At 64.1% G+C, this 19,217-nt stretch carries 24 protein-coding genes; all 24 read left to right on the forward strand.

Annotated features, from left to right (window positions below; translation table 11 throughout):
• The 24 genes from AC1M0F_RS15790 to rplE all read left to right on the forward strand — a co-directional run bounded on the left by AC1M0F_RS15790 (position 1) and on the right by rplE (position 19,193).
• Positions 1 to 1,371: a DUF58 domain-containing protein gene (locus AC1M0F_RS15790; protein ID WP_480239223.1), complete on the forward strand. Its 1,371-nt coding sequence runs from the start codon at positions 1 to 3 to the stop codon at positions 1,369 to 1,371.
• Entirely contained in the window at positions 1,368 to 3,917 is a 2,550-nt protein-coding gene (locus tag AC1M0F_RS15795; RefSeq protein WP_480239224.1) for a transglutaminase TgpA family protein, read from the forward strand. Before AC1M0F_RS15790 ends, AC1M0F_RS15795 begins: the two co-directional genes overlap by 4 nt.
• Entirely contained in the window at positions 3,914 to 4,591 is a 678-nt protein-coding gene (locus tag AC1M0F_RS15800; protein ID WP_480239225.1) for an FHA domain-containing protein, read from the forward strand. Before AC1M0F_RS15795 ends, AC1M0F_RS15800 begins: the two co-directional genes overlap by 4 nt.
• 4 nt (positions 4,592 to 4,595) lie before the next feature.
• Positions 4,596 to 5,138, forward strand: coding sequence for a DUF6121 family protein (locus tag AC1M0F_RS15805; protein WP_480239226.1), 543 nt, complete (start codon positions 4,596 to 4,598; stop codon positions 5,136 to 5,138).
• A 19-nt stretch (positions 5,139 to 5,157) separates the two neighbouring features.
• A complete protein-coding gene (locus AC1M0F_RS15810; RefSeq protein WP_480239227.1) occupies positions 5,158 to 5,793 on the forward strand; it encodes a spermidine/putrescine ABC transporter substrate-binding protein in 636 nt (211 codons plus the stop codon).
• A 96-nt stretch (positions 5,794 to 5,889) separates the two neighbouring features.
• Positions 5,890 to 7,215, forward strand: a complete 1,326-nt coding sequence (locus AC1M0F_RS15815; RefSeq protein WP_480239228.1) for a zinc ribbon domain-containing protein — start codon at positions 5,890 to 5,892, stop codon at positions 7,213 to 7,215.
• A gap of 275 nt (positions 7,216 to 7,490) precedes the next feature.
• The gene (rpsL, locus tag AC1M0F_RS15820) at positions 7,491 to 7,865 is read left to right on the forward strand and encodes a 30S ribosomal protein S12 (RefSeq protein ID WP_108391783.1); all 375 of its coding nucleotides are present in this window, start codon (positions 7,491 to 7,493) and stop codon (positions 7,863 to 7,865) included.
• Positions 7,865 to 8,335 carry a 30S ribosomal protein S7 gene (gene rpsG, locus AC1M0F_RS15825; RefSeq protein ID WP_480239229.1) on the forward strand — a complete coding sequence of 157 codons (471 nt, stop codon included), beginning with the start codon at positions 7,865 to 7,867 and terminating at the stop codon, positions 8,333 to 8,335. Before rpsL ends, rpsG begins: the two co-directional genes overlap by 1 nt.
• An 89-nt stretch (positions 8,336 to 8,424) precedes the next feature.
• Entirely contained in the window at positions 8,425 to 10,539 is a 2,115-nt protein-coding gene (gene fusA, locus AC1M0F_RS15830) for an elongation factor G (protein WP_480239230.1), read from the forward strand.
• Between the two features lie 143 nt (positions 10,540 to 10,682).
• Positions 10,683 to 11,876, forward strand: coding sequence for an elongation factor Tu (gene tuf / locus AC1M0F_RS15835; RefSeq protein WP_480239231.1), 1,194 nt, complete (start codon positions 10,683 to 10,685; stop codon positions 11,874 to 11,876).
• Positions 11,877 to 12,509: 633 nt separating this feature from the next.
• Positions 12,510 to 12,818: a 30S ribosomal protein S10 gene (gene rpsJ, locus AC1M0F_RS15840; RefSeq protein ID WP_005050520.1), complete on the forward strand. Its 309-nt coding sequence runs from the start codon at positions 12,510 to 12,512 to the stop codon at positions 12,816 to 12,818.
• Between the two features lie 8 nt (positions 12,819 to 12,826).
• Positions 12,827 to 13,483: a 50S ribosomal protein L3 gene (gene rplC / locus AC1M0F_RS15845; protein WP_480239232.1), complete on the forward strand. Its 657-nt coding sequence runs from the start codon at positions 12,827 to 12,829 to the stop codon at positions 13,481 to 13,483.
• A gap of 4 nt (positions 13,484 to 13,487) precedes the next feature.
• Positions 13,488 to 14,186, forward strand: coding sequence for a 50S ribosomal protein L4 (rplD, locus tag AC1M0F_RS15850; protein ID WP_480239233.1), 699 nt, complete (start codon positions 13,488 to 13,490; stop codon positions 14,184 to 14,186).
• A gap of 2 nt (positions 14,187 to 14,188) precedes the next feature.
• Positions 14,189 to 14,488 (forward strand): 50S ribosomal protein L23, encoded by a 300-nt coding sequence (gene rplW / locus AC1M0F_RS15855; RefSeq protein ID WP_480239234.1) that lies wholly within the window; start codon positions 14,189 to 14,191, stop codon positions 14,486 to 14,488.
• 17 nt (positions 14,489 to 14,505) lie between these two features.
• Positions 14,506 to 15,345 carry a 50S ribosomal protein L2 gene (gene rplB / locus AC1M0F_RS15860; RefSeq protein ID WP_480239235.1) on the forward strand — a complete coding sequence of 280 codons (840 nt, stop codon included), beginning with the start codon at positions 14,506 to 14,508 and terminating at the stop codon, positions 15,343 to 15,345.
• Positions 15,346 to 15,357: 12 nt separating this feature from the next.
• Positions 15,358 to 15,639 (forward strand): 30S ribosomal protein S19, encoded by a 282-nt coding sequence (gene rpsS, locus AC1M0F_RS15865; protein WP_480239236.1) that lies wholly within the window; start codon positions 15,358 to 15,360, stop codon positions 15,637 to 15,639.
• Between the two features lie 25 nt (positions 15,640 to 15,664).
• A complete protein-coding gene (gene rplV / locus AC1M0F_RS15870; protein ID WP_480239237.1) occupies positions 15,665 to 16,030 on the forward strand; it encodes a 50S ribosomal protein L22 in 366 nt (121 codons plus the stop codon).
• On the forward strand, positions 16,030 to 16,785 hold the full coding sequence (gene rpsC / locus AC1M0F_RS15875) for a 30S ribosomal protein S3 (RefSeq protein ID WP_480239238.1): 756 nt from the start codon (positions 16,030 to 16,032) through the stop codon (positions 16,783 to 16,785). The genes rplV and rpsC overlap by 1 nt, the downstream gene beginning before the upstream one ends.
• 2 nt (positions 16,786 to 16,787) lie before the next feature.
• Positions 16,788 to 17,207, forward strand: coding sequence for a 50S ribosomal protein L16 (gene rplP / locus AC1M0F_RS15880; protein ID WP_090712289.1), 420 nt, complete (start codon positions 16,788 to 16,790; stop codon positions 17,205 to 17,207).
• Positions 17,207 to 17,527, forward strand: a complete 321-nt coding sequence (rpmC, locus tag AC1M0F_RS15885) for a 50S ribosomal protein L29 (protein WP_480239239.1) — start codon at positions 17,207 to 17,209, stop codon at positions 17,525 to 17,527. Before rplP ends, rpmC begins: the two co-directional genes overlap by 1 nt.
• On the forward strand, positions 17,527 to 17,841 hold the full coding sequence (gene rpsQ, locus AC1M0F_RS15890) for a 30S ribosomal protein S17 (RefSeq protein WP_480239240.1): 315 nt from the start codon (positions 17,527 to 17,529) through the stop codon (positions 17,839 to 17,841). The genes rpmC and rpsQ overlap by 1 nt, the downstream gene beginning before the upstream one ends.
• A gap of 34 nt (positions 17,842 to 17,875) precedes the next feature.
• Positions 17,876 to 18,244 carry a 50S ribosomal protein L14 gene (gene rplN / locus AC1M0F_RS15895; RefSeq protein ID WP_480239241.1) on the forward strand — a complete coding sequence of 123 codons (369 nt, stop codon included), beginning with the start codon at positions 17,876 to 17,878 and terminating at the stop codon, positions 18,242 to 18,244.
• A gap of 2 nt (positions 18,245 to 18,246) precedes the next feature.
• Complete coding sequence (rplX, locus tag AC1M0F_RS15900; protein ID WP_480239242.1) at positions 18,247 to 18,606, forward strand: 50S ribosomal protein L24; 360 nt, start codon at positions 18,247 to 18,249, stop codon at positions 18,604 to 18,606.
• The gene (gene rplE, locus AC1M0F_RS15905; protein WP_480239243.1) at positions 18,606 to 19,193 is read left to right on the forward strand and encodes a 50S ribosomal protein L5; all 588 of its coding nucleotides are present in this window, start codon (positions 18,606 to 18,608) and stop codon (positions 19,191 to 19,193) included. Before rplX ends, rplE begins: the two co-directional genes overlap by 1 nt.
• Positions 19,194 to 19,217: the final 24 nt, after the last annotated feature.

Here is a 19,217-nt window from a genome sequence, read left to right on the forward strand (position 1 = left end):
ATGACGACAAGCCTTGAAGCGCCCGTGCTCCCTGAGCCGGTCGTCGACGAGCCACGCCAGGAGCCCGGCACAGCCGTGCCACCGGCCGCGAAGCCGGCACGGCGCCTGAGGCTCGACCTGGGGCCGCTGCGGCGGGCCGGTCGGGCGATCGCCACGCCGGCCTCGGCCGTCTGGCGCATCGTCTCGTCATGGGTCGGATGGGCCTGGGCCGGGGCGCGTCCGTACCTCAGCATCATCAGCGGGCTCGGCGCACTTGTCCTCGGCAGTGCCGTCGTTGCGCTGGTCGTCGGAGTGATCCTCGGCTGGGCCGAACTGACCGTCGTCGCCCTGACCCTGTTCGCTGCCCTGGCCGTCGCCGCCCTGTTCCTCATCGGGCGCGCGAGCTACGCCGTGGACATCGCCCTCAACCCGCGTCGTGTGACCGTGGGGGAGCGCGCCATCGGCCGCGTCCTCGTCACCAACACGGGCAAGAAGACCGCGGCGGCGACAACGCTCGAGGTGCCGGTCGGCGAAGGCCTGGCCGAGTTCGCCATCGGCTCGCTCCAGCCTGGAGCCGACACCGAGGAACTCTTCGCCGTGCCCACCAACCGGCGTGCCGTCATCCTCGCAGGGCCTGCCGTCTCGGTCCGGGGTGACCAGCTCGGACTGTTCCGGCGTGCCGTGCGCTGGACAGACACCATCGAACTGTTCGTCCACCCGGTGACCACACGGCTGCACCCCACCGCTGCGGGACTCGTGCGCGACCTCGAGGGTCAGATCACGAAGAAGATCACCAACAACGACATCTCGTTCCATGCGCTCCGTGCCTATGTGACCGGCGACGACGTCCGCTACGTCCACTGGAGGACCTCCGCCCGCACCGGTCAACTGATGATCCGCCAGTTCGAGGAGTCCAGGCGCAGTCAGCTGACCATCATCCACACGAGCGACGAGCGCTATTACGCCAGCGATGACGAGTTCGAGCTCGCGGTGTCGGTGTCGGCATCCATCGGCGCCCAGGTGATCCGCGACGGGACCCAGATCAGCGTCGTGACCGAGGGACGGATCCTCAAGACCCACTCGGTGACCTCACTGCTCGACGACAGCTGCCGGATCGAGAAGATCACCGATTCGACCGCATCGGCCCGCGACTTCGCCAGGGAGGCCACCAAGCGGCTTCCGCCGCCCAGTGTCGTCGTCATCGTCGCGGGCTCAGGCATGGATGCACAGGATTACCGGGCTATTCAACGGCTCTTCGGCGGCGAGACGAATGTGATCGCCCTGAAGATCGCTCACGGGTCGAGGCCGCGTGTCCAGGAGATGGCCGGGCTGTCCATCGTGACCATCGGCGCCATCGGCGACCTGCCCCGAGTGATGGCGAGGGCCGTATGACCGACCCGACAGCAGCGGACAACGCAGCACAGGCGCCGAAGACTTCCCGGCTTCGGAAGAACCCGAAAGCACCGAAGGCCCCAAAGGCACCGAAAGCACCGAAACCGCCCAGGGCGGAGCGAGCCGAGATCCCACCAACGCCCAAGCTGCCCCGCGGAACCGTCTCACCGGCGGCCTGGCGCGACCTCGCCGTCGTCTCGACGTTGTCCGCGCTCGGTATCTGGGGATTCTCGCCGGCGTTCGGCGGAAGCGGATACCTGCTCGCAGGCCTGGGCGGACTCGCCGTCGGCACCGCAGCAGGGTACCTCTCGCACCTGTTCCGGCTGAACGCGTTCTTCACAGGTCTCGGCGCCATCGCCCTCTACTTCGTGTTCGGCAGCGGATTCGCGATGCCGGCGGATGCGCTGTTCGCGGTCGTTCCGAGCCTCACCACCCTGCGCGGTCTGGCGCTCGGCTCGGTGTTCGGCTGGACCGACATCGTCACCCTCGGCGCGCCCGCAGGAGCACCTGACTACATCACCGTGCTGCCGTACGTCGCCGCCTGGCTGGTCGGACTGGTCAGCGCAGTGCTCGCCCTCCGCTGGCTCCAGCGTCACGACCGCTCGGCGGCTCGGCTCTCCACACTGCTCATCGGACCGGTAGCCCTGTACGCCTTCGGCGTCCTCATCGGTACCTCCACACCGTTCCTCGCCAGCCTCCGCGGAATCGCCTTCGCTGTTCTCGCCCTCCTCTGGCTCGGCTGGCGGCGAGGGTCCGCGCAGAACGCGAGTCTCCAGGAACGTCGCGGGCTGAACCGCACCAAGCTTCTCGGCAGCGCGATCGTCGCCGTGTCCGCCATCCTCGTGGCCGCACTCGCAGGCTCGATCCTCATCCCCGCACCCGAGTCCCGCTTTGTCCTGCGCGAAGAGGTCGTGCCGCCGTTCGACCCGCAGGACTACCCGAGTCCGCTCAGCGGGTTCCGCAAGTACACGAAGGACCTCGGCGAGACCGAACTGTTCACCGCCACGGGACTGACAGCGTCCGACCGGATCCGGCTCGCCGTGATGGACAGCTACGACGGACGCCTGTGGGATGTCTCCGGTCCCGAAGACCAGACCGACGGTTCGGGCTCGTTCCGTCTCGTCGGCTCCGAACTTCCGGCGCCTCCACTGATCGAGTCCTCGGCGGGGCGCACCGTGAGCATCACCGTGGGCGGCTATTCAGGCGTCTGGCTTCCCGTCGTCGGCTACCCGGAGACGCTCTCCCTCCCTACGGCACCTGTCGACAAGACTCAGGACCTCCGCTACAACGCCGCAACGGCGACGACAGTGCTCACCTCAGGCGTCGAAGACGGATACAGCTACAGCTTCACCGCAGACGTGCAGGACGAGTTCAGTGAGGAAGCACTCAAGAACGTCCCGATCGCCGCTGTGGAACTGCCTATCGTCGAGCGCGTGCCGGATGTCGTCGCCGCGAAGGCCGCCGAGTACGTCGGCACCGCAACGACCCCGATCGAGAAGCTGCGTGCGATGGAACAGGCCGTGAAGTTCAACGGCTTCCTCAGTCACGGCCTCGCATCCGACAGCGTCCCGTCCCGGGCAGGGCATGGCGCTGACCGGATCGAGGAACTCTTCACCAGGAACCAGATGATCGGCGACGAGGAACAGTTCGCTGCGGCGTTCGCCCTCATGGCGAGGTCTCTCGGTTACCCGGCCCGCGTGGTCATGGGGTTCGCGCCGAAGGACATCAAGGACGGTGAGACCATCACCGTGACCGGTGACGACGTCACCGCCTGGGTCGAGGTACCGTTCCAGGGAGTCGGCTGGGTCAGCTTCTCGCCGACGCCCGACGAGAAGGAGATCCCGCAGGACCAGAACCCGAAGCCGAAGACCGAACCGCAGCCCCAGGTCCGGCAGCCTCCGCGCGCGGAGAAGCAGGACGACGACCTGCTCACCGAGGTCGACATCAACGACAGCGAAGACGACGACAAGGACGACGGAGCATTCGTCCTTCCGATGTGGGCCTGGATCCTCGCTGCGATCGTCGGCATCCCGCTTCTGCTGTACTTCGTACCCCTTCTCATCGTGGCCGCCATCAAGCGCAGGCGGATGCGACGCCGGCTCGAGGCGGAGACCTCGGACGCGCGCGCGGCCGGCGCATGGGACGAACTTCTCGACCGGTACGCGGAGTTCGGGTTCGTCGTTCCCGACGTCGGCACGAGGCGGATGTTCGCCGAAGACCTCGGAGGTCAGCTCGACGCCACCGCACCGGCAACTCCGTCAGGCGATGCGGATGCCGCGGGCGAACGGGCAGGGGGCGTCGCCACCCTGACCCTGCTCGCGCGCGACACGGACGAGGCGGTGTTCGCCGGACGGGACGTGCCTGACGACCGGATCGAGGACCTCTGGCGCACGACGGCCGAATCGAGTGAGAGCGCCGGCGCGGCGGTAGGCTGGTGGCGTCGACAGGTCAGCCGATTCCGCGTCAATTCAGGACGCTCGGTGATGGAACGCCTCACAGCGCCGAGGCGCGGACCCGGTCGACGACCCGGCGGAGGGACGAAATGAGCGACACCGAATGGAACGGCCACCCGATCCCGCCGCGTCCGCCGCTCCCTGTTCCTGCCCCGCAGGCCCCACCTGAGCTGCCGCCTGCCCCGCCTGCCCCACCTGTCCCAGCTGCGGAGACGGCATCCGCTCCTGCCGTCGGCGAGGCAGCATCGACCGCCGTGCGCCGGATCGGCATGCCCCCTGGCATGGAACCGTCTCTCGACACGGTCCCGTCGTCCGACCACGCCGCCCCCGTCCCGGTTGCCCGGCCGGAGTTCGGTGTTGCGCCGACGCCGTTCGCGCCCGCTGCAGCAGCCGCGACCGGGGCGCCGGTGACAGCGCCGGCGCCTGTCGCTCCTCTCAACAATCCCCGACTCGTCCTCCCCGACGGCACCGTCCTTCCCCTGGCCGGGGGGCTCATTGTCGGGCGGGATCCCCAGGAGCAGGAAGGTTACGGCGTCCGGAAGCGTGCCACGCTTCACGACGTCGAACGCAGCGTGTCCAAGACCCACGCGATCCTCGGCATCTCGGACGGGCGCGTCTGGGTCATCGACCTCAACTCGACGAACGGTACCGTGCTCATCGCCGCAGACGGCACAGAAACCCTGTGCACTCCCGAGGTCGCTACACCGCTTCCAGCGAAGACCGACGTGCGTTTCGGCGAATACCGGGTGCGCGTCGCCTTCGATTGATCTCGTGTCCAGAGACAACGGGGAGCTGCCTCCGCCGATCCGGCCGGCATCCTTTCCGTACACGCTCGTGGTCTTCGCGGTCGTCGCGTACTTCGCCCTCGTGGTCTGCGCCTTCGGATTCGTCAGCCTGCTCACCGACACCGACGTCGTGAGCCAGTCGGATGCCGGTCCGCTCGTCGGACCTGCGGCAACCGGCGCCGCCGTGCTCACCGTCCTGCTGTTCCTCCTCGGCGTGGCCAGGCGCTACGAACTCGACCTTCGCGCCGCCATCGCAGCCTTCTCCGGGGATCCGGTGAGGATCCCTCTCGGCCGCTCGATCCTGATCGGCTTCGTCGCCTATGCGGTCTATGTTCTCGTCGGCGCAGCGCTCTACGCGATCACGACAGGAGAGCCGTTCAGTTTCGTCCTCTTCGCCGCCGACTCGGCTCTTCGCGGTTACGCCGTGTCCGTCGGGGTTCTCGCTTCGGTGGTGTCCGCGGTCTACATGCTCGTCCTCGCGACAGGTGGCGAACATCCGGCGCGTCCGTTATGGCCGTGGGAGCGCTAGGGCGAGTACCCTCGGAGTCATGGACCGGTCGCTCGACACGCGAGTGAGTCAGGCAGTCGATGCGTGGCTGCGCTGGCTGCCGCGCTGGCAACCGTCCACGCACCGCGGAAGGACCCGCCTGTGCCGCCGTTGCTTCGGGTCGCCGATCATGGCGGCAGTCGGCCTCGACCACGACGTGCCCCACGCCGTGCAGCATGGTCTCTCCACCAGGGTGAAGGCCATCGTCGACGACATCGTCGACGACTACACGCAGCGCAATCTTCCCCTGCTGCAGAGGGAACTCCGCGAGGCGGAGCTCCGGCGGTCGAGCAAGTACCGGCCCGACAGGGGGCTCGACCCGGAGTACGACGGACTTCCCGTCGACCCCGAGCCAGTGCCGGGGGAGCCGTACCTGTTCACCCTTGCGGGCCTCGCCGGTGATGAACCATGGGAAGAAGACACGCCTGACCCTCTCAGCGATGAGGAGAAGGCCGCGCTCCGTACCGAGATCCGCCTCGCGGACGAGTGCGCCATCCATGCAGGCAAGCTCGTCTGCATCTCCATCGAGGCGCACCGCGAACGCATTCAGGCTGCCGTCGCCCTGTACGTCGAACCGCAGGTCGAGGCGCTTCTCGCCGACCTCACCCTCGAGCTGGACTCACCACCGTCCTGGTGACGACCCGGCCGATCGGTCGTGAGATTTCCTTTGTGGCGGTGTACGGCGTCTCGCTATGCTGGCGCTGAGGGTGGACAAGACCCGACGGGGGAGACGATGACCAACGACAACCAGGGCACCCAGCCGCCCCGTGAACAGGGTCTCCCCGGTGACCCGGCGCCAGGGCAGGACACGCAGCCGCCCGCCGTCCCGTATGGGCAGCTCCCGCCCAACCCGTACGGTCAGACCCCGCCCGAGCCCAACCCGTACGGCCAGACCGCGCCCGAGCCCAACCCATACGGGCAGACGCCCCCGGAGCAGAACCCGTACGGTCAGCCGCCGGCGGATCCGTACTCTCAGGCACAGTCGACGAGTGCTTACCCGCAGACGGCCGAGATGACCGAAACGACTGAGGTCCACGAAGATTGGGGCCCGCCGCCTGCGCCACCAAAGAGGAGGCGCAGGGTGTGGCCATGGATCGTGGCCGCCGTCATTCTCGTTCTGCTCATCGTCGGGGGCATCGTCGCGATCAGCGTCGGTCGCGCGGCCCACGCCCCCGAGCTTCAGGTGGAGGCTTACCTCGACGCTCTCGCCTCCGGTGACGCTGAAGCGGCACTGGCCCTCACCGGCACTGACGTCGGGGAAGCAGATCTTCTGCTCTCAGACGAGGCATATGAAAACGCCGAGGACAGGATCACCCAGTATACGATCGACGACTCCACCGTCGAAGGCGATTCGGCGACCGTCACGGCAACACTCACCCAGGGTGGCGAAACGTACGGCCAGGAGTTCTCCCTGAACAAGGTGGGCTCAGATGCACTGATCTTCGACGACTGGGCGTTGGAGGAACCGGCCATCGGTACGATGTCCGTCGAGATCGTCGCTCCTGAGGATGCCGTCATCGAGGTCGGCGGTATCGACGCGACAGCCGCCCGTAGTGAGAACACCATCGCTTTGCGCGCGCTTCCCGGCACCTACACGGTCGCGCTCGGCGGCGATTCCCCCTACTACGACGCCGAGCCCACCTCGGCATCCGTCGTCGGATTCGGCGGGGAAGCCGAGGCCGAGCCGCTGGTCGTCGCCCTCACCGAGGAAGGCACCCAGGCGGCGACGGATGCCGTAAATGTGTGGCTCGACGACTGCATCGCCTCGACCGAGCTCGACCCGCCCGGATGCCCGTTCTCTGCGACGAACTCCCAGAACTATGAGATCTCCAATCTCGTCTGGACCGTCACCAAGCCTACGTTCACCATCGGGGAGTTCTCGGACGGCACCTGGGCCATCGTCACCGAGACCCCTGGATCGGCCAAGGCGACAGCAGACGCCAGGGACCCCTCCACTGGCGGGACCGGCCAGATCTTCACGGATCCGTTCTCGTTCGACATCGGAGGCGTCATCGAAGGATTCACGGATGACGGTGCAACGTACGTTCCCGCCGAGTGAACCGGCGGTCATTTGACCGCCATACCGCGACAGGCTATTATTCTTGAGGTGTGTGCTTTGTCGCGCTAGCTGATCGTGCCCGAAACGGTGCGACGCGAAGCTGGACGAATGACACACCACAGGGGCGGATTGCACATGCGCCACCCCCCACGGCATACCCACCACCTCAAAGCAAAGCTCTTCTGCGATGCCGGTGGGTCCAAATGAACTCGCCTCGCGCGAATGCTAGCAAACACATTGCAGCTGTCACCGTGCAGCAAAAACAAGGAGAAGTAGTGCCAACTATTCAGCAGTTGGTCCGCAAGGGTCGCACGCCGAAGGTCACAAAGACCAAGGCCCCCGCCCTGAAGGCCAACCCACAGCAGCGTGGCGTATGCACCCGTGTGTACACCACCACCCCGAAGAAGCCGAACTCGGCGATGCGCAAGGTCGCTCGTGTGAAGCTCTCCAACGGCACCGAGGTCACCGCCTACATCCCCGGTGAAGGCCACAACCTTCAGGAGCACTCGATGGTCCTCGTCCGTGGTGGACGTGTGAAGGACCTCCCCGGTGTTCGCTACAAGATCATCCGCGGCGCGCTCGACACGCAGGCCGTCAAGAACCGCAAGCAGGCTCGCAGCCGCTACGGCGCAAAGATGGAGAAGAAGTAATGCCTCGTAAGGGACCAGCACCAAAGCGCCCCGTCGTCGCAGACCCCGTCTACGGCGCACCGATCGTCAGCCAGCTCGTCAACAAGATCCTCGTTGACGGCAAGAAGGGGCTCGCCGAGCGCATCGTCTACAACGCACTTGAAGGCGTGTCCTCCAAGAACGGCCAGGACGCCGTCGTCACCCTCAAGAAGGCGCTCGACAACGTGCGCCCCACCCTTGAGGTCCGGTCACGCCGCGTCGGTGGCTCGACCTACCAGGTGCCCGTCGAGGTCAAGCCTCACCGTGCGAACACCCTCGCGCTTCGCTGGCTCACCAGCTACGCCAAGGGCCGCAGGGAGAAGACCATGACCGAGCGTCTCACCAACGAGATCCTCGACGCATCGAACGGCCTCGGCGCCGCGGTCAAGCGCCGCGAAGACACGCACAAGATGGCCGAGTCGAACAAGGCCTTCGCTCACTACCGCTGGTAGTCGCGCGCGGATGCCTCGGCGATTCCGATCGCTGAGGCATCCGTTCCGCCTGTTCGACCTATCCACATTCAACTTCCTGGAGGAACCCAGTGGCACTTGACGTGCTCACCGACCTGAACAAGGTCCGCAACATTGGCATCATGGCCCACATCGATGCCGGTAAGACAACCACCACCGAGCGCATCCTGTTCTACACCGGTGTCAACCACAAGATCGGTGAGACCCACGACGGTGCCTCCACGATGGACTGGATGGAGCAGGAGCAGGAACGCGGCATCACGATCACGTCTGCCGCCACCACCTGTTTCTGGGGCGACAACCAGATCAACATCATCGACACCCCCGGTCACGTCGACTTCACCGTCGAGGTGGAGCGTTCGCTCCGCGTCCTCGACGGCGCAGTCGCAGTGTTCGACGGCAAGGAGGGCGTTGAGCCCCAGTCCGAGACCGTCTGGCGCCAGGCCGACAAGTACGACGTGCCGCGCATCTGCTTCGTCAACAAGATGGACAAGCTCGGCGCCGACTTCTACTTCACCGTCGACACGATCATCAAGCGCCTCGGCGCCAAGCCCCTCGTCATCCAGCTGCCCATCGGCGCTGAGAGCGAGTTCGAGGGCGTCGTCGACCTCGTCGAGATGCGTGCGCTGACCTGGCGCGGCGACTCGAAGGGTGACGTCGAGATGGGCGCCAAGTACGCCATCGAAGAGATCCCCGCCGACCTCGTCGAGAAGGCTGCCGAGTACCGCAAGCTTCTCCTCGAGACCGTCGCCGAGACCGACGACGCGCTGCTCGAGAAGTACTTCGGTGGCGAAGAGCTGACCGTCGCCGAGATCAAGGCTGCGATCCGCAAGCTCACCGTCAACAGCGAGATCTACCCGGTCCTCTGTGGCTCTGCGTTCAAGAACCGCGGCGTTCAGCCGATGCTCGATGCAGTCATCGACTACCTGCCGAACCCGCTCGACGTGCCGGCCACCGAGGCTCGCGACCCCCGCGACGAAGAGAAGATCATCCTGCGTCACCCTGACGCGTCCGAGCCGTTCGCTGCTCTGGCGTTCAAGGTCGCCGTCCACCCGTTCTTCGGCCGCCTGACCTACATTCGCGTGTACTCGGGTCGTCTGGACTCCGGCGCCCAGGTCATCAACTCGACCAAGGGCAAGAAGGAGCGCATCGGGAAGATCTTCCAGATGCACGCCAACAAGGAGAACCCGGTCGATTTCGTGACCGCAGGTCACATCTACGCCGTCATCGGCCTCAAGGACACCACCACCGGTGACACCCTGAGCGACCCGAGCGACCAGGTCGTCCTCGAGTCGATGACCTTCCCTGAGCCCGTCATCTCGGTCGCTATCGAGCCGAAGACGAAGCAGGACCAGGAGAAGCTCGGAACAGCGATCCAGAAGCTGGCCGAAGAGGACCCGACGTTCCGCGTCGAGCAGAACCAGGAGACCGGCCAGACCGTCATCCACGGTATGGGCGAGCTCCACCTCGACATCCTCGTCGACCGCATGAAGCGTGAGTTCAAGGTTGAGGCGAACGTGGGCAAGCCCCAGGTCGCCTACCGCGAGACGATTCGCCGGGCCGTCCCGAAGCACGACTACACCCACAAGAAGCAGACGGGTGGATCGGGACAGTTCGCGAAGATCCAGTTCGGCCTCGAGCCGCTGGAGATCACTGCCGACAAGACCTACGAGTTCGACAACAAGGTCACCGGTGGGCGTATCCCTCGTGAATACATTCCCTCCATCGATGCCGGATTCCAGGACGCACTGCAGGTCGGAATCCTCGCCGGATACCCGCTCGTCGGTGTGAAGGCGATCCTGCTCGACGGAGCCGCCCACGATGTTGACTCGTCTGAAATGGCGTTCAAGATCGCCGGATCGATGGGCTTCAAAGAGGCCGCGCGCAAGGCTGACCCGGTTCTTCTTGAGCCGCTCATGGCCGTCGAAGTGCGTACCCCTGAGGAGTACATGGGCGACGTCATCGGTGACATCAACTCCCGCCGCGGCCAGATCCAGTCAATGGAGGACGCGTCCGGTGTCAAGGTGATTGCCGCGAAGGTCCCGCTGTCGGAGATGTTCGGTTACATCGGCGACCTGAGGTCGAAGACCTCTGGCCGCGCCGTGTACTCGATGACATTCGAGAGCTACGCGGAGGTTCCGAAGGCTGTCGCCGAGGAAATCATCCAGAAGAGCAAGGGCGAGTAATCGCCCTGCGTCTGGGGAGTGCGCGAGAGAGCTCTTGTGCATTCCCCAGCCGCAACCTAGTAACATAAATACACAAATCCCCGTAGCAAACCGGTTGCAAACCAGTGCCCGGCTTCGCTACATCAGTCCTGAGGAGGACCATAGTGGCTAAGGCCAAGTTCGAGCGGACCAAGCCGCACGTAAACATCGGTACGATCGGTCACGTCGACCACGGCAAGACCACCCTTACCGCCGCCATCTCCAAGGTGCTTGCTGACAAGTACCCTTCGGCAACGAACGTTCAGCGCGACTTCGCGTCGATCGACTCGGCTCCCGAAGAGCGCCAGCGCGGTATCACGATCAACATCTCGCACGTCGAGTACGAGACGCCTGCGCGTCACTACGCTCACGTCGATGCACCCGGCCACGCCGACTACATCAAGAACATGATCACCGGTGCTGCTCAGATGGACGGCGCGATCCTCGTGGTTGCCGCTACCGACGGTCCGATGGCCCAGACCCGTGAGCACGTTCTGCTCGCAAAGCAGGTCGGCGTTCCCTACCTGCTCGTCGCACTGAACAAGTCCGACATGGTCGATGACGAAGAGATCCTTGAGCTCGTCGAGCTCGAGGTTCGCGAGCTCCTCTCGAGCCAGGGCTTCCCCGGCGACGACGCTCCTGTCGTCCGCGTCTCGGGCCTCAAGGCTCTTGAAGGCGACGAGAAGTGGGTCGCTTCGATCCTCGAGCTCATGGAAGCTGTCGACAACAGCGTTCCTGACCCGATCCGCGACAAGGACAAGCCGTTCCTCATGCCGATCGAGGACGTCTTCACGATCACCGGTCGTGGAACCGTCGTCACCGGCCGTGCAGAGCGCGGAACCCTCGCCCTGAACTCCGAGGTCGAAATCGTCGGCATCCGCCCGACGCAGAAGACCATCGTCACGGGTATCGAGATGTTCCACAAGCAGCTCGACGAGGCATGGGCCGGCGAGAACTGTGGTCTCCTGCTCCGCGGCACCAAGCGTGAAGACGTCGAGCGCGGCCAGGTCGTCGTCAAGCCGGGTTCTGTCACCCCTCACACCAACTTCGAGGGCACGGCATACATCCTGTCCAAGGACGAGGGTGGGCGTCACAACCCGTTCTACGCGAACTACCGCCCGCAGTTCTACTTCCGCACCACGGACGTCACCGGCGTCATCACGCTGCCTGAGGGCACCGAGATGGTCATGCCTGGCGACACCACCGAAATGACCGTTGAGCTGATCCAGCCCATCGCCATGGAAGAGGGCCTCGGCTACGCGATCCGTGAGGGTGGCCGCACCGTCGGTGCCGGTACCGTCACCAAGGTTCTCAAGTAGTCTGAACCGATAGATCGAGAAAAGGGTCCGGCCGAAAGGCCGGGCCCTTTTTCGTGTCATCGGACGGCACCCGAACTGGGGGACAGGGAGTCCGCCAAAACAGATGTGATAAATCCTCAGGTCTGGCAGTCTGGTTGTCAGCCGTGAAAATACCTCATCGGTCACGACCACCGGCGGCCCCACCCCCTCAGGGGCCGCCGGCTGGCCGTTCTCCCGCCGGAGAAACGGGCCATCGGGGCTGTCGGGGCGACGACGCGCCGAGCGCGACACGCCCGGGTTGCACAATGCCGCTCCATCTGTCAGACTCATCTAGTTCAACATTTCTTGTGCGTGCCTCCGTGCCGCGCTGGGATCACTGCCAGGCAGTGCATAGGTCACGTTCGAAACCGAGCAAGCAAACCTAGGCCGCGGGCAGCAGAACATCGACTTGGTCGACAATCCCCAACAACTGGCGTGAGCCGCAAACGCAGGGTATCTCTGCGCGTGCTGCAGGGCCGGCGGGGGATGGAAGACAAAGACTTGACAGTAAAACAGTGGTGCGACAGCAAGTAGTGCCCAGCGTTGTCCTCAACGCTAAGAAGCGCGTCCAATGCGAAGAGATTCGTAAGACGCAAGACAGAGAGTGAGTCAAACATGGCGGGACAGAAGATCCGCATTCGACTTAAGTCATATGACCACGAGGTCATTGACACCTCGGCGCGCAAGATCGTCGATACGGTAACCCGCGCGGGTGCCACGGTTGTCGGCCCGGTGCCGCTTCCGACGGAGAAGAACGTGGTGTGTGTCATCCGTTCTCCCCACAAGTACAAGGACAGCCGGGAGCACTTCGAGATGCGCACCCACAAGCGTCTGATCGACATCATTGACCCGACGCCCAAGGCCGTCGACTCGCTCATGCGACTCGACCTGCCGGCGGACGTCAACATCGAGATCAAGCTCTAAGGGAACGCATGTCTACGCAGAACAAGACCAGCAAAGGTCTGCTCGGCACGAAGCTGGGCATGACCCAGGTCTGGGACGAGAACAACAAGCTCGTACCCGTGACCGTCATCGAAATCACCCCGAACGTCGTGACGCAGATTCGCACGCCCGAGGTCGACGGCTACAACGCGGTTCAGATCGCTTACGGCCAGATCGACCCGCGCAAGGTGAACAAGCCGGACGCAGGACACTTCGACAAGGCAGGCGTCACGCCTCGCCGTCACGTCACCGAGGTCCGCACCGCTGACGCCGGCGAATACACCCCGGGCCAGGAGCTCACCGTTGATGGCACGTTCGAGGCCGGCCAGAAGGTCGACGTCGTCGGAACCAGCAAGGGTAAGGGTTTCGCCGGTGTGATGAAGCGCCACAACTTCAAGGGTGTCTCCGCATCTCACGGTGCGCACCGCAACCACCGCAAGCCCGGTTCCATCGGTGCTTCGTCGACCCCGAGCCGTGTCTTCAAGGGCATGCGCATGGCCGGTCGTATGGGTGGAGAGCGCGTCACCGTGCTCAACCTGCACGTCCACTCGGTTGACGCCGAAAAGGGCCTGCTGCTCGTCAAGGGCGCCGTTCCCGGCGCTCGTGGCCGCATCGTTTTCGTCCGTAACGCAGTGAAGGGAGCGTAGTTAGATGCCTAACGCAACTAGCACCGCAACGCTCGACGTTCTCGACACGAAGGGCAAGAAGTCCGGCTCCGTCGAGCTTCCCGCCGAGTTGTTCGACGTCCAGACCAACGTCCCGCTGATTCACCAGGTCGTTGTTGCCCAGCTCGCTGCAGCACGTCAGGGAACCCACAAGACCAAGCGTCGTGGTGAAGTTTCCGGTGCAGGCCGCAAGCCGTTCAAGCAGAAGGGAACCGGTCGCGCCCGTCAGGGATCGATCCGTGCACCCCAGATGACCGGTGGTGGCATCGTCCACGGACCACAGCCGCGTGACTACTCGCAGCGCACCCCCAAGAAGATGATTGCCGCCGCCCTCCGCGGTGCACTCTCCGACCGGGCCCGCGGCGAGCGGATCCACGTCGTCGAGACCCTCGTGATCGCCGAAGAGCGCATCACGAAGGCCGCTGTCGACTACCTGGCGACGATTGCCACGTCTCCCCACGTCCTGGTCGTTCTCGAACGCGCCGACGTCGAGAGCTACAAGGCTGTTCGCAACATCCCAACCGTTCACGTCATCAACCATGACCAGCTGAACGCCTACGACGTGCTCGTGTCAGACGACATCGTCTTCACCAAGGCTGCTTTCGACGCTTTCGTCGCAGGTCCGGCCAAGGGCAAGTCGGTCAAGGCTGTTGCTTCGTCTGCTGACGTCACTGAGGAGGCCTAGCCATGACCAACATCAACAAGGACCCGCGCGACATCATCATCTCGCCGGTTGTTTCAGAGAAGAGCTACGGCTTGATCGACGAGGGTAAGTACACCTTCGTCGTCGACCCGCGCGCCAACAAGACCGAGATCAAGCTCGCCATCGAGAAGATCTTCAAGGTCGAGGTTGCTTCGGTCAACACCCTGAACCGCACCGGCAAGACTCGTCGTACCAAGTTCGGCATCGGCAAGCGCAAGGACACCAAGCGCGCCATCGTGACGCTCAAATCCGGTTCCATCGACATCTTCACGGCTGTCGGCTAGGAGCGTAAGGAAAAACTATGGCTATTCGTAAGTACAAGCCCACGACCCCAGGTCGCCGTGGATCGAGCGTTTCCGATTTCGCAGAAATCACGCGTTCGACCCCCGAGAAGTCGCTTCTGCGTCCCCTCTCGAAGACCGGTGGTCGCAACAACCAGGGCCGCATCACGACCCGTCACATCGGTGGTGGCCACAAGCGCCAGTACCGCGTTATCGACTTCCGTCGTAACGACAAGGACGGCGTCAACGCCCGTGTCGCTCACATCGAGTACGACCCCAACCGCACGGCGCGCATCGCACTGCTGCACTTCGTCGACGGCACCAAGCGCTACATCCTCGCTCCCAACAAGCTCGCACAGGGCGATGTTGTCGAGTCGGGTGCCGGCGCTGACATCAAGCCGGGCAACAACCTGCCGCTGAAGAACATCCCGACCGGTACCGTCATCCACGCAATCGAATTGCGTCCGGGTGGAGGCGCCAAGATGGCACGTTCGGCCGGCGCATCGGTTCGTCTCGTCGCCAAGGACGGCATCTACGCGCAGCTCCGTCTGCCGTCAGGTGAAATCCGCAACGTCGACGCACGCTGCCGCGCAACCATCGGCGAGGTCGGCAACGCCGAGCAGTCGAACATCAACTGGGGAAAGGCCGGCCGCAAGCGCTGGAAGGGCGTTCGCCCGACCGTCCGCGGTGTCGCCATGAACCCGGTCGACCACCCACACGGTGGTGGTGAGGGTAAGACCTCGGGTGGACGTCACCCGGTCAGCCCGTGGGGCCAGAAAGAAGGCCGCACCCGCCACCCGAACAAGGAAAGCGACAAGCTCATCGTTCGTCGCCGTACCGCCACCAAGAAGCGTAAGTAGGAGTTGTAGAAGATGCCACGCAGTCTTAAGAAGGGCCCCTTCGTTGATGACCACCTGCTCCGCAAGGTGGTTCGCCAGAACGAGGCCAACAGCAAGAACGTGATCAAGACCTGGTCGCGCCGTTCGATGATCGTTCCCTCCATGCTTGGGCACACCATCGCGGTGCACGACGGTCGCAAGCACATCCCGGTGTTCGTCACCGAGACGATGGTCGGGCACAAGCTCGGCGAGTTTGCACCCACCCGCACCTTCCGTGGACACGTGAAGGATGACAAGAAGGGTCGTCGCCGCTAACGCGGTGGCGAAAAGGAGGAGAGAAATGGTGGAGTCAGTCGCACGAGTGCGTCACATCCGCGTCACCCCCATGAAGGCCCGCCGCGTCGTCAACATGATCCGCGGAAAGCAGGCCGCTGAGGCCCTGGCCATTCTGAAGTTCGCACCGCAGGGTGCGTCAGAACCCGTCTACAAGCTGGTCGCCTCTGCCATCGCGAACGCTCGCGTCAAGGCAGACAAAGACAACCAGTTCCTGGACGAGCAGGACCTGTACATCGCCAAGGCATTCGTTGACGAGGGCACGACCCTCAAGCGTTTCCAGCCGCGTGCCCAGGGCCGCGCATTCCAGATTCTGAAGCGCACCAGCCACATCACTGTTGTGCTCGCCACTCCTGAGGAGGGTACGAAGTAATGGGTCAGAAAGTAAATCCATACGGCTTCCGTCTCGGCATCACCACCGACCACGTGTCGCGTTGGTTCGCCGACAGCACCAAGCCTGGTCAGCGTTACAGCGACTATGTCGCTGAGGACGTCAAGATCCGTCGACTGCTGGGCACGTCGCTTGACCGCGCCGGTGTCTCCCGCATCGAGATCGAGCGCACCCGTGACCGCGTTCGCGTCGACATCCACACCGCCCGTCCGGGCATCGTGATCGGTCGCCGCGGCGCCGAGGCCGAGCGCATCCGTACCGACCTCGAGAAGCTCACCGGAAAGCAGATCCAGCTGAACATCCTCGAGGTCAAGAACCCCGAGGCTGACGCCCAGCTGGTCGCGCAGGGTATCGCCGAGCAGCTCTCCGCACGTGTGGCATTCCGCCGCGCGATGCGTAAGGGCCTGCAGGGCGCCCAGCGCACGTCGACCGTCAAGGGTGTCCGCATCCAGGTCTCCGGCCGCCTCGGCGGCGCCGAGATGAGCCGTTCAGAGTTCTACCGCGAAGGTCGCGTGCCGCTGCACACCCTCCGCGCGAACATCGACTACGGCTTCTACGAGGCAAAGACCACCTTCGGCCGCATCGGCGTGAAGGTCTGGATCTACAAGGGCGACATCACCAACAAGGAACTCGCTCGCGAGCAGGCCAACGCAAAGTCGAGCCGCCCAGAGCGCAGTGACCGTCCGCGCCGCGCACCGCGCGCCGAGGCTCCGGTCGCAGAAGGGGCAACGGCTTAATCATGCTTATTCCACGTCGTGTCAAGCACCGCAAGCAGCACCGTCCCCACCGCACTGGCCAGGCCACCGGTGGAACCGTTGTGAGCTTCGGTGAGTACGGCATCCAGGCCCTCACACCCGCTTACGTGACCAACCGTCAGATCGAGTCCGCTCGTATCGCCATGACGCGTCACATCAAGCGTGGTGGAAAGGTGTGGATCAACATCTACCCCGACCGTCCGCTCACCAAGAAGCCGGCCGAAACCCGCATGGGTTCCGGTAAGGGTTCGCCCGAGTGGTGGGTCGCGAACGTCAAGCCCGGCCGCGTGCTCTTCGAGGTCGCCGGTGTCTCCGAGACACTGGCCCGCGAGGCACTCACCCGTGCAATCCACAAGCTGCCTCTCAAGGCACGCATCATCAAGCGCGAGGAGGGCGACGCATAATGGCGATCGGTTCCAAGGAGCTCACCCCCGTTGAGCTCGACACATTTGAAGACGAACGTCTTGTCGACGAGCTGCGCAAGGCCAAGGAAGAGCTGTTCAACCTGCGCTTCCAGGCCGCTACAGGCCAGCTCGAGACCCACGGCCGCCTGCGTGCCGTGAAGCGCGACATCTCTCGCATCTACACGATCATTCGTGAGCGCGAGCTCGGCATCCGGGCAACGCCCGTCGCCGTAGAGGTGCCCGCCAAGGCTGCGAAGAAGACCAAGAAGAAGGATGCCGCTGACGCAGCATCCGACACCGAGACTGAGGAGGCCAAGTAATGGCTAAGACTGACGCTAAGGGCGCAGCACCCGAGGTCGCCGCAGTAGAGGCCGAGGCCGTTGTTCGTGGCTACCGCAAGACCGCACGTGGCTACGTCATCAGCGACCGCATGGACAAGACCATCGTCGTTGAGGTCGAAGACCGAGTGAAGCACCCGCTTTACGGCAAGGTCATCCGCCGCACTTCCAAGAGGAAGGTGCACGACGAGCTCAACGCCGCCGGCATCGGCGACCTCGTTCTGATCAGCGAGACCCGTCCGCTCAGCGCCACGAAGCGCTGGCGCCTGGTCGAGATCCTCGAGAAGGCCAAGTAAGCCTCGCGGCTTGCTTGTCAGAAGGAGTTAGAAAATGCTTCAGCAGGAATCCCGAGTAAAGGTCGCCGACAACACCGGCGCCAAGGAGCTTCTCACCATCCGCGTTCTCGGTGGATCAGGCCGTCGTTACGCCAGCCTCGGCGACACGATCGTCGCGACCGTCAAGGACGCGATCCCGGGCGGAAACGTCAAGAAGGGTGACGTCGTCAAGGCGGTCATCGTTCGTACCAAGAAGGAAGTCCGTCGTCCGGATGGCTCCTACATCAAGTTCGATGAGAACGCAGCAGTGATCCTGAAGGCTGACGGAGACCCTCGCGGTACCCGTATCTTCGGACCGGTCGGTCGCGAGCTTCGCGACAAGAAGTTCATGAAGATCGTCTCGCTGGCACCGGAGGTTATTTAGTCATGGCGAAGATCAAAAAGGGCGACCTCGTCCAGGTCATCTCAGGACCCACCCAGGCTCGCGGCGGTTCACGCGGCAAGCAGGGTCGTGTCATCGAGGTGCTCGTGGAGAAGAACCGCGTCATCGTCGAGGGTGTCAACTACGTCACCAAGCACGTCCGCCAGGGCCAGAGCCAGCGTGGAACGAAGACCGGTGGGATCGAAACCCACGAGGCTCCGATCCACATCTCGAACGTGGCGATCGTCGACCCCGAGACCAAGAAGCCGACTCGCGTCGGTCACCGCAACGAGCAGGTAGTGAAGAACGGCGTCAGCAAGACGGTCCGTGTTCGCTACGCCAAGAAGTCAGGTAAGGACCTTTGATGACTGACACGGCTGTGGCGGCTGGCAAAATCCAGCCCCGCCTCAAGGAGAAGTACAAGGCAGAGATCCAGGAGCAGCTGCTCAAGGACCTCGGCCTCACCAACGTGCACCAGATCCCGACGCTCACCAAGATCGTCGTGAACATGGGTGTCGGCGAGGCAGCCCGCGATGGCAAGATCATCGATGGCGCCGTCGCCGACCTGGTGAAGATCACCGGTCAGAAGCCGCAGGTCACCAAGGCCCGCAAGTCGATCGCTCAGTTCAAGCTGCGCGAGGGACAGCCCATCGGCGCCCACGTCACACTTCGTGGCGACCGCATGTGGGAGTTCCTCGACCGCCTGCTGAGCCTCGCGCTTCCTCGTATCCGCGACTTCCGCGGTCTGAGCCCGAAGCAGTTCGACGGCACTGGCAACTACACCTTCGGTCTGACCGAGCAGTCGATGTTCCACGAAATCGACCAGGACAAGATCGACCGCGTCCGCGGTATGGACATCACGGTCGTCACGACCGCGAAGACTGACGACCAGGGTCGCGCGCTGCTGAAGGCGCTCGGATTCCCGTTCCAGTCAACAGACTCAGCAAAGTAACGGTATATTAGGTCGGTTGCTTGC

The sequence above is a fragment of the Mycetocola sp. Y719 genome (genome assembly GCF_056713205.1).

Coding starts and splice junctions, on each gene's coding strand:
- AC1M0F_RS15790 (WP_480239223.1), top strand. CDS start 1: ATGACGACAAGCCTTGAAGCGCCCGTGCTCCCTGAGCCGGTCGTCGAC.
- AC1M0F_RS15795 (WP_480239224.1), top strand. CDS start 1,368: ATGACCGACCCGACAGCAGCGGACAACGCAGCACAGGCGCCGAAGACT.
- AC1M0F_RS15800 (WP_480239225.1), top strand. CDS start 3,914: ATGAGCGACACCGAATGGAACGGCCACCCGATCCCGCCGCGTCCGCCG.
- AC1M0F_RS15810 (WP_480239227.1), top strand. CDS start 5,158: ATGGACCGGTCGCTCGACACGCGAGTGAGTCAGGCAGTCGATGCGTGG.
- AC1M0F_RS15815 (WP_480239228.1), top strand. CDS start 5,890: ATGACCAACGACAACCAGGGCACCCAGCCGCCCCGTGAACAGGGTCTC.
- rpsG (WP_480239229.1), top strand. CDS start 7,865: ATGCCTCGTAAGGGACCAGCACCAAAGCGCCCCGTCGTCGCAGACCCC.
- rpsJ (WP_005050520.1), top strand. CDS start 12,510: ATGGCGGGACAGAAGATCCGCATTCGACTTAAGTCATATGACCACGAG.
- rplC (WP_480239232.1), top strand. CDS start 12,827: ATGTCTACGCAGAACAAGACCAGCAAAGGTCTGCTCGGCACGAAGCTG.
- rplD (WP_480239233.1), top strand. CDS start 13,488: ATGCCTAACGCAACTAGCACCGCAACGCTCGACGTTCTCGACACGAAG.
- rplW (WP_480239234.1), top strand. CDS start 14,189: ATGACCAACATCAACAAGGACCCGCGCGACATCATCATCTCGCCGGTT.
- rplB (WP_480239235.1), top strand. CDS start 14,506: ATGGCTATTCGTAAGTACAAGCCCACGACCCCAGGTCGCCGTGGATCG.
- rpsS (WP_480239236.1), top strand. CDS start 15,358: ATGCCACGCAGTCTTAAGAAGGGCCCCTTCGTTGATGACCACCTGCTC.
- rplV (WP_480239237.1), top strand. CDS start 15,665: ATGGTGGAGTCAGTCGCACGAGTGCGTCACATCCGCGTCACCCCCATG.
- rpsC (WP_480239238.1), top strand. CDS start 16,030: ATGGGTCAGAAAGTAAATCCATACGGCTTCCGTCTCGGCATCACCACC.
- rplP (WP_090712289.1), top strand. CDS start 16,788: ATGCTTATTCCACGTCGTGTCAAGCACCGCAAGCAGCACCGTCCCCAC.
- rpmC (WP_480239239.1), top strand. CDS start 17,207: ATGGCGATCGGTTCCAAGGAGCTCACCCCCGTTGAGCTCGACACATTT.
- rpsQ (WP_480239240.1), top strand. CDS start 17,527: ATGGCTAAGACTGACGCTAAGGGCGCAGCACCCGAGGTCGCCGCAGTA.
- rplN (WP_480239241.1), top strand. CDS start 17,876: ATGCTTCAGCAGGAATCCCGAGTAAAGGTCGCCGACAACACCGGCGCC.
- rplX (WP_480239242.1), top strand. CDS start 18,247: ATGGCGAAGATCAAAAAGGGCGACCTCGTCCAGGTCATCTCAGGACCC.
- rplE (WP_480239243.1), top strand. CDS start 18,606: ATGACTGACACGGCTGTGGCGGCTGGCAAAATCCAGCCCCGCCTCAAG.